12 protein-coding genes are annotated in these 13,558 nt (G+C 44.0%); 6 read left to right on the top strand and 6 right to left on the bottom strand.

Translation table 11 applies throughout. The features are described 5' to 3' along the window. Positions 1-11: 11 nt before the first annotated feature. Complete coding sequence (gene gtfA, locus HG263_RS19470) at positions 12-1,481, bottom strand: sucrose phosphorylase (protein WP_171627744.1); 1,470 nt, start codon at positions 1,479-1,481, stop codon at positions 12-14. 163 nt (positions 1,482-1,644) lie between these two features. Here gtfA and HG263_RS19465 point away from each other — a divergent pair, with 163 nt between their 5' ends. From HG263_RS19465 to HG263_RS19455, 3 genes are all read left to right on the top strand, one after another. Continuing rightward, positions 1,645-2,841 (top strand): MFS transporter, encoded by a 1,197-nt coding sequence (locus HG263_RS19465; RefSeq protein WP_246240038.1) that lies wholly within the window; start codon positions 1,645-1,647, stop codon positions 2,839-2,841. Between the two features lie 200 nt (positions 2,842-3,041). Beyond that, positions 3,042-5,438 (top strand): TonB-dependent receptor domain-containing protein, encoded by a 2,397-nt coding sequence (locus HG263_RS19460; RefSeq protein ID WP_171627743.1) that lies wholly within the window; start codon positions 3,042-3,044, stop codon positions 5,436-5,438. After that, on the top strand, positions 5,383-6,399 hold the full coding sequence (locus HG263_RS19455; protein WP_343044021.1) for a carbohydrate kinase family protein: 1,017 nt from the start codon (positions 5,383-5,385) through the stop codon (positions 6,397-6,399). The genes HG263_RS19460 and HG263_RS19455 overlap by 56 nt, the downstream gene beginning before the upstream one ends. 71 nt (positions 6,400-6,470) lie before the next feature. Here the strand turns inward: HG263_RS19455 and HG263_RS19450 are convergent, their stop codons facing one another. After that, positions 6,471-8,897, bottom strand: coding sequence for a zinc-dependent metalloprotease (locus tag HG263_RS19450; protein WP_171627741.1), 2,427 nt, complete (start codon positions 8,895-8,897; stop codon positions 6,471-6,473). 158 nt (positions 8,898-9,055) lie between these two features. On the opposite strand from HG263_RS19450, the gene HG263_RS19445 reads away from it, so the two are divergent. Next, positions 9,056-10,024 carry a class 1 fructose-bisphosphatase gene (locus HG263_RS19445; RefSeq protein ID WP_171627740.1) on the top strand — a complete coding sequence of 323 codons (969 nt, stop codon included), beginning with the start codon at positions 9,056-9,058 and terminating at the stop codon, positions 10,022-10,024. 26 nt (positions 10,025-10,050) lie between these two features. Here the strand turns inward: HG263_RS19445 and HG263_RS19440 are convergent, their stop codons facing one another. Together HG263_RS19440 and HG263_RS19435 are read right to left on the bottom strand one after the other, a co-directional pair. After that, positions 10,051-10,530 (bottom strand): GNAT family N-acetyltransferase, encoded by a 480-nt coding sequence (locus tag HG263_RS19440; protein WP_171627739.1) that lies wholly within the window; start codon positions 10,528-10,530, stop codon positions 10,051-10,053. A 15-nt stretch (positions 10,531-10,545) separates the two neighbouring features. Continuing rightward, on the bottom strand, positions 10,546-10,875 hold the full coding sequence (locus HG263_RS19435; protein ID WP_171627738.1) for a hypothetical protein: 330 nt from the start codon (positions 10,873-10,875) through the stop codon (positions 10,546-10,548). Between the two features lie 27 nt (positions 10,876-10,902). On the opposite strand from HG263_RS19435, the gene HG263_RS19430 reads away from it, so the two are divergent. Continuing rightward, on the top strand, positions 10,903-11,232 hold the full coding sequence (locus tag HG263_RS19430; protein WP_171627737.1) for a DUF5522 domain-containing protein: 330 nt from the start codon (positions 10,903-10,905) through the stop codon (positions 11,230-11,232). Here the strand turns inward: HG263_RS19430 and HG263_RS19425 are convergent. Beyond that, on the bottom strand, positions 11,229-12,056 hold the full coding sequence (locus HG263_RS19425; protein ID WP_171627736.1) for a sulfurtransferase: 828 nt from the start codon (positions 12,054-12,056) through the stop codon (positions 11,229-11,231). The genes HG263_RS19430 and HG263_RS19425 overlap by 4 nt on opposite strands. 94 nt (positions 12,057-12,150) lie before the next feature. On the opposite strand from HG263_RS19425, the gene HG263_RS19420 reads away from it, so the two are divergent. Further along, positions 12,151-13,161: a glycosyltransferase family 9 protein gene (locus HG263_RS19420; protein ID WP_246240037.1), complete on the top strand. Its 1,011-nt coding sequence runs from the start codon at positions 12,151-12,153 to the stop codon at positions 13,159-13,161. Here HG263_RS19420 and HG263_RS19415 read toward each other — a convergent pair. Continuing rightward, on the bottom strand, positions 13,158-13,547 hold the full coding sequence (locus HG263_RS19415; RefSeq protein WP_171627838.1) for a group I truncated hemoglobin: 390 nt from the start codon (positions 13,545-13,547) through the stop codon (positions 13,158-13,160). The two genes, HG263_RS19420 and HG263_RS19415, sit on opposite strands and share 4 nt — an antisense overlap. Positions 13,548-13,558: the final 11 nt, after the last annotated feature.

Here is a 13,558-nt window from a genome sequence, read left to right as displayed (position 1 = left end):
TGATAGTTCGCTTAATTAAGCAAATCTACTAAGTTAATTACTGTATTTTGCTTGGCATTACTAAAACTAAGCTGTGCTGTTCCTGCCATCAAGTCTACTTTTAGACTGGCAAGCTCATGTTGATTCTGCCACTCCATACTCAGTGTACTGTTACTGCCATGAACCAAAAAGTCTCCATTGAACGCATCACTGTCATTGCGTAGTTTAATAAGCTTGCGCAACCCTTTCACAACGGGTTTATCTAAATGCTTTTCAACTTGCTCTAACGATAAATAACTGCGATTAATATCTCTGCCTACCTGAGTTTTTTCCAGTAATGCCACGTCATTGTGTAACGCCAGCAAACCACCGTAATACACTTGCGGTACACCCGGTGCAAAAAACTGTATCGCACGCGCGGTTAGATATGCCAAATCGTCTTTCCCCAGCGCATCGTAGTAAGTGCAATTTACCTGATAAAGGTCAACATTGCTCGCTGCAGCCCCTGTGGCTTTCAAGCTTTCACCTTGACTATTTATATGAATTTGTTGCACCAAATCATCAATTTCGTTCGCATTTAACAGCCCTGCTTTATCCCCCTCAGGCCCCGCATCAACAATGCCGATACCATCATGTGTATCCAGTACGGTTAAACAGTTACGAGGGGCGATTGTTAACCAATACAGCAAAGCATCCACATTTTTACTAAACAAGGTATGCAATATGAGTGGTGGCAGTGCAAAGTCGTAAACTCTATCGACTTTTTTTGCTACGGCAATTTGCGTTTTGTAATGACTGTGGATCTCTGCGATGGTTTCCATACCTAAATTATGGGCTTGTTCAGCTAACTGCTTTATAAATGCAAAGGTCTCGTCTGTCATAAAACAGCTCGTTCCCGCACGCTTAATAGCAAACCCAGCAGCATCAAGACGAATGATCTTTACGCCATTTGTAGCAAATAAGTTAAGCACTTTATCGAGATACCGTTTACCTGAGTCAGTCTCAACATTTATATCGATTTGATTGTCGGTAAAAGTAGTCCAAAAGTTGACGAGCTCCCCGCTCGCCAACTTTTTGGGTGAAAAACAGCTCGTCGGTCTAGGTCTAAAAATGGCATTAGCTTGAGCTTGAGTAATACCACTTGGGAACACATCTGTTTCTTTTAAAAACATCGACCAATAGGGTGATTGATGACCCTGTTCCAACACATCTTGAAATTCATGAGACTGAGCGGAAACGTGATTAACGATTAAATCAGCCATCACTTCATAATGCTGACCAATCTCGGATAGTGCTTGCCAAGTGCCTAGGCGACTATCAACTTGGGCATGATCTATGGGATCAAACCCTGCGTCACTGCCATCTATCGGGTAATAAAACGGCAAAATATGCACGCCAGAAAACAAGCCTGCAAACGATTCATCAAGAAGTTGCTTTAACTGTGTAAGGCCATTGCCAGTCAGACGATCTGCATAGGTGATCAATTGCACTTGGTTTTTCATAATTCCGCTCTATATTCTAAAGTTGATTCTTAATCGATTAAGATATATCTTTATTCAACCCCTAACTATATTCAAGCATTATTTACAATAAAATTGGCTGATACCCCAGATATACACACTAGACTTATTACAGATCAGCCAGTTAACCGTTGAGGCAAGTACTATGACAACCAGCAACTTAACAACGCTTCGCTGGCTCACGTATATGATGTTCTTTATGTTTGCAATGACATCGGACGCAGTGGGCGTGATCATTCCTGAATTGATCGAACAGTATAATTTAAGTATGACTCAGGCCAGTGCATTTCATTATGCTCCCATGATTTGGATAGCAATCAGTGGGTTGTGCCTCGGCTTTCTGGCCGATAAAATTGGCCATAAAGCAACCATCTTAATTGGCTTTACACTATTTGCCTTAGCATGCTTTGCTTTTGCTATTAGCAATAACTTCATTATATTTGTGGTGTTGTTAAGCGTCATAGGCGTTGCGATTGGTTTATTCAAAACTGCAGCGCTGGCGTTACTTGGTGATCTGAGCCCAACCAACCACGCACATACCAAAACCATGAATACAGTAGAGGGCTTTTTTGCCATCGGCGCTATTGTAGGCCCCGCTCTTGTGAGCTACCTGATAACGGCAGGTGTTAGCTGGGTATATCTTTATGTTTTAGCCGGTGTATTATGTGTAATGCTTAGTTTAGCAACGCTTAAAGTACGCTTTGTTACCAAACCAAAACCGCTATCTCAGCAGGCACCCAGTTTTAAACATACCTTACTGATGTTCAAAGATTTACATGCACTGGGCTTTTCTGCGGCAATTGCCTTGTATGTTGCAACCGAAGTCGCCATTTATGTGTGGATGCCTACCTTACTAAAGACCTATCAAGGAGATTGGACCTTGCTGGCTACCTATGCGTTAACTATTTTCTTTATCTTAAGGGCATTAGGACGTTTTATGGCCACTTGGTTATTAAATGTATTTAGCTGGCAAGTGGTTATGCTTGTACTAAGCACTGCGATTTTTTTCTGTTATTTAGCCACTTACATTTTTGGCGTAAACGCCGCGGTAGTTAGCTTACCACTAAGCGGGCTGTTTATGTCGATGATCTACCCTACCCTTAACTCCAAAGGTATATCTTGTTTTGCTAAACATCAGCATGGTTCCGTAGCGGGTGTTATCTTATTTTTTACCGCTTTGTCAGCTGCACTTGCACCGCTACTTATGGGGGTAGTTAGTGACTATTTTGGTCATATCCGCTATGGCTTTGCTCTTGCCACTGCCTTTGCCGCCTTGCTGATGTTAGCCATGTTTTATAACTGGTGGCGCAACCCCGCACAAATTCGCCTAGCAGCGACCTAGGTTTGTCACAAAAGTGTTCAACGACGCACCAAGATTGAACACTTTTTTATAATAAAAAACAGCCAGTTAAAAAACAATGCACAATTATCGCGCAAATTATCATTGCAAAACACTTTATTTTTGCTAACTTACTTAATCGATTAAGTATGTAACTTCAGTTGAGTGTTCCATACTGCAAATTGACAACAACGAGGCACATTATGAGAAGAACAACTCCAACTTGGTTTGCGCTAAGTGCAATTACACTTGCTATAGGATCGAACGCATGGGCACAAGAGCCAATACACAATAACGCTAAGCAAAAAAATGAACTTGAAAAAATCATCGTTACTGGCGTGCCACAAAAACGCACCGTAATGGCTTCTAGTGTCTCGGTTAGCAGCATTTCTGCTGAACAAATTAATGTTTCAACTCCCAGAACCACCGCTGAAGCATTTAGAATTTTGCCCGGAGTTCGTTCTGAATCAACGGGTGGTGAGGGCAATGCCAATATCGCAGTTAGAGGTTTACCCGTGGCCTCTGGTGGCGCAAAGTTTTTGCAATTGCAAGAAGATGGCTTACCAATTTTACAATTTGGCGATATCGCTTTTGGTAATGCTGATATTTTTATGCGCCTCGATAACACGGTACAAACTGTTGAGTCTATTCGTGGCGGCTCAGCCTCGACTGCAACAAGCAATGCACCGGGTGGCATTATCAACTTTATCTCGAAAACGGGTGAGAGTGAGTCTGGCAGTATCGCCACCACGTTCGGTTTAGATTACGACGAGTTTAGAACTGACTTTGAGTTCGGCAGTTACCTGTCTGATTCTGTGCGCTTTCATATCGGTGGATTTGTGCGCCAAGGTGAAGGCGTTAGAGACACAGGCTACACGGGTAACAAAGGCGGTCAAATCAAAGCAAACCTTACAAAAGAATTTGATAGCGGCTATGTACGCCTCTATTTTAAACACCTAGATGACAAAAGCACAGGCTACTTACCCATGCCTATGCGTGCCAACGGCGACTCCTTAAGTGGATTTGATGCGCTCAATGAGACCCCTCACTCTGCTTATTTTGTCAAAACACAAGGTTTAGGCGCGAACAATGAAAATCGCCAAGGCGATATGCGCGATGGTATGCATCCACAAGTTAACAGTGTTGGGGTAGAGGCAAGCTTTGATTTAGACAACAATTGGAAGATAGAAAATCGCTTACGTATTTCTAGTGTCAAAGGCACCTTTAACGCGCCATTTCCTGCTGAAGTAGGTGATGCGCAAAGTATCGCAACAAGTATTGCCGGTGACAATGCTAGCTTAAAATATGCCAATGGCCCACAAGCGGGTATGGCTGTAAGCGATCAAAATATCATGCGCATTCATACTTTTGATGTGCAAATGCAGGATTTTGGTTCGCTCGTCAATGATATTAAACTAACGAAAACTCTGATGGATGACACGGCCATCACTTTAGGCTTTTACGCATCAGAGCAAAGCATTGCCATGTCTTGGTTGTGGAACTCTTATCTGATGGAGCTAAAGGGTGACAATGCAGCCCTGATAGATGTATTCGCCGCCGATGGTACACCGTACTCAGACAATGGTCTTTATGCGTACGGCACACCCGCTTGGGGCAACTGCTGCCAACGCAATTACGATACCGATTATTCAACTAGAGCGCCGTATATTGCGGTTTCTAGCCAGCTTGGTGATATTACCCTTGATGCCAGTGTGCGCTATGATAAAGGGGAAGCAACAGGCACTTACGCAGGAGCCGTGGTATCTGAGCGAGACATTAACGGTGATGGCGCTATTTCCAAACCAGAAGAACAAGTCGCGGGCATTAATTTAGCTAACCCGAGTGTGGTTAACTACGATTGGCATTACACCAGTTACTCAGTCGGTGCCAACTATCAAATCAATCCTAGCCGAGCCGTGTTTGCTCGTATCAGTGAAGGGGCTCGTGCCAATGCGGACCGCCTACTATTTGGTAAAGTTGCCACAGATGGCAGCGTTGCAAAAGAAGATGCTATTGATGAGGTCACGCAAATTGAATTAGGCCTTAAGCAACGCTTTGAACACGGTAGTGTGTTTGCCACCGCCTTTTACGCACAAACTGAAGAACAAAATTTTGAGGCCACTAGCCAACGATTTTTTGACCGACAATACGAGGCACAAGGAATTGAGCTAGAAGGGGTCTATTTTGTCGGCTCATTTGACTTTAGAGGCAACCTAACTTGGACCGATGCTGAGATTGCCAAAAATGCCTTATCACCTGATCTGATAGGCCATACACCGCGTCGTCAGGCTGACTTTATTTACTCGCTCATGGGCCGTTACAACATGGAACAAGGAGCAATTGGAATGAGCTTAATCGGCACCAGCGATGCCTATGCGCAAGACAATAATGATTTAAAGCTAGATGGATACACGCAAGTTAATGCTTTTGCCAGTTATGATGTAACACCAAATCTTTCAGTGTCTTTGAATGTTAACAACCTATTCAATACCGTTGGCATCACAGAAGCTGAAGAAGGCAGCATACCAAGCAACGGGATTATTCGTGCCCGCAGTATCAATGGCCGAACAACGTCATTTACACTCAAGTATCAATTCTAGAGGGCTCTACATGTCACACTGTGCTGCGATGAAATTAACCTGCTTTGGCGAGGCATTAATAGATTTACTGCCTAACCAAGAAGGGGCGCTATTGCCCATTGTTGGGGGAGCACCAGCCAATGCTGCCGTGGGCTTTGCGAAGCTCGGTGGTACAGCCGAGTTTTTAGGCGGGCTAGCAAGCGATGCTTTTGGGCAAAAGATCCGCAGCACATTAGAATATTATGGCGTAACAACAAACTACTGCCCTACTTTCGATAATACCAACACGGCGCTCGCAGTCGTTGTACTGGATGAACATAACGAGCGTCAGTTTAGTTTTTATCGTAATCAAACCGCCGACCTACTGGTGAGCGAGGCGAACTTTGCCAAGTTTCGTTGGCCTGAAATAGGCGCGTTTCATTTTTGCTCTAATACGCTCACCACGAGTCACATTAGCAACACCCATATGGCGCTGCTTAAGCAAGCTGCTGCGCATCAACAACTTATTTGTTTTGATGTAAATCTTAGACTCAATTTATGGCATGACCTATCGCAACTCAGTAATCGAATTGAAGCCTGTTATGCTTACTGCGACATACTCAAATTTAGTCTAGAGGAGCTGGAATACTTGAGCCAAGCAGCTAATTCAACTACCCAGCAATATTGTCATTGGTTATTTTCTTTAGGTGTTAAAGTTGTACTGCTATCCGATGGTAAGCACCCAGTAAAACTCATTACCCAATCGCAATGTATTGAGGTGACTACTCCTGGTATTCAGGTAGTTGATACCACTGGCGCAGGCGACAGCCTGATCAGCGGTTTTTTATTCTATCTCGCACAATTAGGTGTACACAAAGCAAATTTAGCTAATGCGACTCATAAGCTAGAATTAGCCGCTCAGTTTGCGGTTAAATGCGGTGCGCATACCTGCGCCCAACTTGGCGTAATGCAGGCGTTACCAACGCTTGAGCAAATATCTTAATATCCCTTTGCACAATTAAAAAAGCTGGCCTAGTGCCAGCTTATTTTTTGCTATTATTTACATCAATGTTATCAAATTGGTGAGCCCGGAGGCATTTTCACTGCTTTAAATCCTTCAGGCCATTTCCCTGTTTCTAGGAAGACATTAACTTGTCTTGCCAATTCGTGACGATAGGCTGTTTCTTCGCTCACATTACTGAACAATGATTGCTGATCAAACTGTTTTGCAACACGCATCAGCTGGAATCTAAGCTGTGCTTGTACTTCGGGTTCGACTTTATCAGAGCTGGCAAGCTGCGCCATGCGTGCTGCGGTTAAATACTGTACACGCTGACTCAATTTTAATGCCATTGCACCACTTGTTTGCGCGTCAAATACTTTTCTATACACCGCATTTAGCATTTGCACTAAACCAAAATGTTTGGCATCACGGGCATGGTGCTGTGACAAACGGTTTAAACGCTCGGCATTGAACAGCAGATTTAAGCTATGATTCGCAGCCACTTCAGGTAGCGCCATGGCATCAAGTACTAAACCTGTTCTGCCATAAATGCTTTCACGCGTTTTACTCTCACCATAGGCTTTGGGCGGAATGAGCGCTAATACTCGCTCAGGGATACGTAACTGCTCTGCATCTAGGGTTTTTAATATTGCTTGTAACGCTTTTCTTTGCTGCGCATTATCAACAATTTTGGCACCTTTAACCGCTTGAGCACTGCGTACTTCATAGCTGTAATCTACGCCACCTATGAGTTTTACCGCAGACTCCACTTGATAACGATGGAATAAGTAAAGTGGCACCAGCTTTTCTTCTAACTGAGACAGCGCTACGCCTGCCTTGATATTGTTGATACCAAAGCTACTTAAGGCCTGCTTGCGTACTTCGAGCACACGCTGCAACTCAACAACAGGATCATTACCGTTGTCCCACAAGTGTGCAGTCGGGTGCGCGCCACCTTGCGCTCTTGCATCACTATCAGAGATAAACTCTAAACCTAACTCACGGTTTTCATCCAAAATGGTTTGTAGTTCTGCTGCTTCGTCTGAATTGCTGAAATCACTGTAGCCATATTTAATCACCTGTGTATCCCAAGTGCCCATGCCTTTAGCATAACCCTGACTGATATCTAACTTGCCATTTTTATCAAAGCCAACCAGAGGGTGGGGATAGTCCATCACTGACGCCCTATCTTTGATAGAAGCAGAAAAGTTGTGGGCGATCCCTAACGTGTGTCCAATTTCATGGGCGCTGAGCTGGCGAATTCTGTCCAGTGCCATATCATGCAAACGGCTCACCACTTCATCGCCTTTGACAAAAGGTGCTGCTAGCGCTTCAGCAATTAGAATATCTTGGCGAACACGTAATGAGCCTAGCGTAACATGGCCTTTGATGATTTCACCTGTGCGAGGGTCTATCACCGATGCACCATAAGACCAACCGCGTGTTGCACGATGTACCCATTGGATAACGTTATAGCGAATATCCATTGGATCGGCACTATCAGGCAAGATTTTTATTTGAAAGGCGTTTTTGTAGCCCGCTGCCGCAAATGCACTATCCCACCATTTGGCCCCGTCTAGCAACGCAGTTTTTACAGGCTCCGGTACACCAGGGTCAAGATAATAAATGATTGGTTCAACAGGTTCGCTCACTTTAGCTGTAGGGTCTTTTTTCGCTAAGCGATGGCGTGGAATGTAACGCACCAGCATAGATTCGCCCAACGGCGCTGAGTAATCTTTGTGCTCTATGCTCCAATAACCCGATTGAGGGTGGAATGTACGAGGTTGGTAATTATCGTCTGGCAACTTAACCAATGAGTGATGTTGGTGCACAGTAATCGCATATGGGTCGGCGACCGCTTGGCGAACAAATTCGCCTGGCTTGGAGCCCGTAAATGTGAGCACTGCTTCTAGTTCAGTATTCTCAACAAACGCTTTACTGCGCTCCATAAATACGGCGCTGCGGCTTTTATCTAAATTGAAGTTGCCTTGCTCACGTTGCGCTAAAGTGCGGCTTACAGCGTGCACGTCTGACAGCAAATAAGGCGTATAATCAATTAATACGCTATCGGAATCTTCTGCAACAACGTTAAACCCTTGCAAGATACTGGATGCAAACGCTTCGTTGACACTTTGCTGCTCAGCAGGATTTGTGGAGCTTGCGCGATAGTAGCTGTTCAACGCGCGCAACATCACTTTATCGCCAAACCGTTCAAATTGAACAAGGTAAGTACCGCCTAACTGCCCTCTATCTAAGCCGATGTCATTGGAACCAACCCCATAAGGTAGGCTATGCTGTAATAAAAATGGCTGCTTGAGCTTGTCGACATCCAGATAAATTTTGCCGCTGGAAGTGTCTGCATAAAAGGAATAATATCCCGGAAAACGATTTAACTTGTCAGTAAACTCGTCAATAGACTTAATTGCTGCGACAGCTTGAGTTATCATAGCGCCTAGCAAAGTACAGAATATGACGGATAGCTTGGCTATTTTTCGCATGATCTTACCTTGTTATTAGTGGTTTTAATGGCTGATTCAAACCCAGTATATAAAATTGTATACAAAGTTCAGCTATTTTAAGACGAAATTAATTGCGGCCTGAGCTCTCCTCTCACATTTTATAGACTCAAGCCACAACGTTATCAGGATCAAAAACTATGCGTAGACTCCCTCCAGTGCTTATCGATGATGGTTGCTCAAGAGAGTTATTATCTCTTATCCGTACCATTCTAGCGGCTTGTAAAGAGATTTCATTCCGCGTTGGTCAAGGCGCGCTTTCTGGCGTACTAGGCTCAACCCTTGATGAAAACATTCAAGGTGAAACCCAGAAAAAGCTAGACGTTTTATCTAACCAACTTTTAAAAGACATCCTACTTGAGTCTGGCTACGTTAAAGCCATTGCATCTGAAGAAGAAGACTACACTGTAGCAGGCAACCCTGATGCTGAATATATCGTGGCCTTCGACCCACTAGATGGTTCATCAAACACAGATATTAACTCACTTGTAGGTACTATCTTTTCAATTATGAAAGCGCCGCATGGTTCAGACCCTGCTGACCAAACTATTTTCATGCAACCTGGCCACCAGCAAGTTGCTGCAGGTTATGTGCTTTATGGCCCATGTACCACATTAGCACTGACCATTGGTAAAGGCACACGTATTTTCACCTTGGATAAAACTCACGGCAGCTTTATGCTCACTGAAGAGTTTGCAAAAATTCCTGAAGACACCAAAGAGTTTGCTATCAATGCCTCTAACCAGCGCCACTGGCAACCAGCGATGCAAAACTACGTAAATGACCTTTTAGCAGGTGACACAGGCCCACGTGGTAAAAACTTCAACATGCGTTGGATTGCGGCCATGGTGGGTGATGTACACCGCGTACTGTGCCGCGGTGGTTTATTTACCTACCCTGCAGACACCAAAGATCCTAACAAGCCATTTAAGCTACGTTTACTCTACGAAGCCAACCCAATGGCGATGTTAGTTGAACAAGCTGGCGGTATTGCCCATACGGGTGAGCAACGTATTTTGGATATCGATCCACAAGAGATCCACCAGCGCGTACCAGTGATCTTAGGCTCAAAAAACGAAGTTGAGGCGTGCTTGGGGTATCATAAATAGACTAAATATAAAGTGAAAGGCGAGCATCAGCTCGCTTTTTTCATATTTTGCCACTGTGCCAGTGGTATTTCTCGCGCCACTAAGGCTGGGTTGTCAAATCCCCATTTGTCTTTAAGCCATGTCAGCATGCGCTCTTTAAGCACAGCTTCTAACGCTATTAAAGACTCATCAAGCCAGTAGTGTAGCTCGCAGTCGTAGCCGTCGACTTCACTGGCATCGATGTACACTGTACCGATACATTCTTTGTTATCTGCATCAAAAACACAAAATCCGTAGGCTATATTTTCGTTAAACTCTCGTAAGTGGTGTTCCATAGCAGCGGTGTTATCTGCCACTGTCATATCAGGCTTTGGCCACTCGGTTTGACCTGCAAATAACTGACGCAGCCTTACTTGATTACGCATCACTAGCTCATAGTCTATTTCACTAAATTTTGGATGCATAACGTGTAGGGTAAAATTGGCATCTTGATAATATTGGTGGATTGCCTTTGGCGTAAGCGGCATTAATAGATTCCTTTGTTATTTTAATAGGATCATGATTTGACTAATTTTATCGAAGGTTAATTCACCCATTTGTTCTGGGTTAGATAGCGCATAGAGCACTCCCTCAACTTGGCTGTGATCGATGTCCCCGCGCATTTCTAATAAACTTGCCCACATTTCTACATCATCCATATCCACATGCCCTTGCAGTACTTGTTCCAAAGCGGCGCATATATCTAGGTTACTAACAATGTAGCAGACTTGATCCTGTGGGTAATTTATCAGGCGCGCGTATACATTCTGATATCCTGACGCAAAACGTACCAGAGTTGCTAAATCTTGGTAGTGGGCTGTGGTATTATCCATGTTGTTATTCATTTATGTTGAAAATTCATGTCATGTTCTAATTGTGGAATTCAAATAAAATGCAGCGCCAACCATCAATGCTGGTGTACCGAATTACCTAACATTTTACCTTTATCAGATGCCAATGGCTGTCTATGCCGAGCGTGTCTGATAACCAAGCTACGCACGTATATTGACAGTCTAAATGAAATGCCCATAGCAGAACAACTAGCATTGGCACGCCCGTTCAAGCATTCTGCAGCCATTGAAGGACTAGACTACAGTATTGAAGATGGCTTATTCGTTATGAGCCGCTGGGCTCACCTAAAACGCGGTAACTGCTGTGGCAATGGCTGTAAGCATTGCCCTTTTAGCTAAGCGCCGGTTGCCACGGGTAAGTTACTCGGTTGTCCCCACTCACTCCAAGAACCATCATATACTGCCAATTTGGTATAACCACATTCATCAGCTGCCATTGCTAAAATACAGGCTGTCACGCCCGAGCCACAACTAAATTGCAAGGCTTGATCGGTCACGCCTAACTGCACAAACAGCGCTTTTAGCTCACTCGTAGACTTTACCAGACCTTGTTCATTAAGTATTTGCTGATACGGCAGGCTTTTACTATTTGGAATATGCCCGCTTCGCATGTTATCTCGCGGCTCGGGGTCTTCGCCAGTAAAGCGCTTGGCACTTCGTGCATCGAGTAACAAAACCGATTCATCCTCGATAGCATTAAGCACCTGCTGGCTATCGATAAAGTAATTGGCTTGCGGTTTTGCAACAAAATCGCCCACGGCTTGGCAAATCACATACGCTTGCGCGCAGGGTAAACCTAACTCTAACCAGCGCGGCAACCCACCATCAAGCACATACACCTGCTCAAAGCCCATACTTTTAAACATCCACCATGCTCGGGCGGCACTGAACAACCCCATGTCGTCATACACAATCACAGTGTCATGCTGATTTATGCCCAGTTGACGCATACTGGCTTGAAACTGTGCTTTATCACACATCGTGTTCGGCAAACTCGCCGTTGGATCTGACAAGGCACCACTGATATCAAAACGCTTTGCGCCGTATATGATTGCACTCGGTACATAGGGGTTATTGACTCCAGGTTTCACAATTCCCGCATCCAATACATGTACCTTTTCTAGTTGCTCAGCAAGCCACTCACAACTTTTTAAATTCTTCATTTCTTCTCCTTTGTACACTGTAACAGATGAAGTTTTGCTAATTATCACGTTATACTAGCGTTATATTAAGGTGCAACACAGCTACAATATTATTTTGAAACCACTGCAAACTACCCAAGTTACAGGCGCAATTCTGGTCGTATTACCTAAGTTTATTGGCGATGCTATTAATACCTTACCTGCAATCGATATGCTGCGCGAACTCTATCCTAACAATGATATCTATTTGTTAGCGCGTCCATTTATGTGTGAAATTTTTGCAAGAAACACAAGTGAAAAACTACATGTGATTGCAGATAAACGATACGAAAGCGGTAATACACACTCGGTGTTTGCAAAAGCGAAGTATCTCAAGCAATACCAATTCGCTATGGCGATACTGTTTCGGGGGTCATTAAGCGAAGCGCTATTATGCACATTTGCAGGCATTAAATATATTTTAGGTTATCGCCAAAATGGCCGTACACCGCTGCTTAGCCATGGCTTAAAGCTAAACCCCAACCACCATTATATTCACCGCTATTGCCAACTAGTAAATGATTGTCATGGTCAGCCATTCAAGCGCTACTCATTGCCTAAACTCAGCTATCAAACGACAGACATGATAGTAAAGCATGAAACGCATACCCCTGTAGCTGTTTACTTTGGAGGCAAAAACAAAGGGCCTCGCCATTACCCTAACGAACTTGCCTTACAAACTTTGCAACGCCTTGCCAAACAAAAAGAAGTACATTTTTATTTGCTTGGCGACCCTTCTGAAAAGGAAGAAAGCCAGCAACTTGCTAGTCAATTAGCTGCTGATGATATTTCCGCTACAGTACTCACGGGTACCACTAGCCTATCGGAATTAGTGGATTGTATTGCAGCATGTCAATTGATGATCAGTATCGATTCAGGTCCTATGCATATGGCAGTAGCAGTTAATACTCCCTGTGTCGCAATTGTCGGTTTTGGCACCTCTGCGTGGTCGGTTGTCGCACCAAAAAACAAGCAATTTACTGCGCTTATAAGCCAAAGCTGTAGTCTTAATGAATATGAAATTATAACGGCAATTAGCCCACAACAAATTACTCAAGCGGCGCTTGAGTTGCTTGCGCCTGATTAAATTTTAATGATCTGCGCACGCAATGGAGCCAAACGCGCTAAAATTTTGTTCTGCAAGCTGTGGCTCAATCTAACTTCATTCATTGCAGCAATTAAGAGGTCCACTGTGTGATTAAAATCATGTTCATTGATTTTCATTCCGGTGTGGATCTGCACCATATTGTCACCTTCATACGTACAAGGGCCATCCAGTACATCACACATATGCGTAATAAATCCGGCGCGAAAATGGCTCACATTAGTTTGCTTAAAGTACGGAAAAACCACTTCATCTTGACCAATTTGCTTGATAAAAGCATCCACTAGCCGCTCTAGTCCTGCTTGTTCGCCGACTTGCTGATACAAGGTGGTTGGTGTACTTTGACATGCCGATAGCGCAACCATCATAGTAATTGCAA

Source organism: Pseudoalteromonas caenipelagi (genome assembly GCF_013140855.1).
In the GTDB taxonomy this organism is placed as follows: Bacteria; Pseudomonadota; Gammaproteobacteria; order Enterobacterales; family Alteromonadaceae; genus Pseudoalteromonas; species Pseudoalteromonas caenipelagi.
The sequence above is the reverse complement of the archived record's forward strand: the minus strand, read 5'-3'. Positions and strand labels throughout refer to the sequence as shown.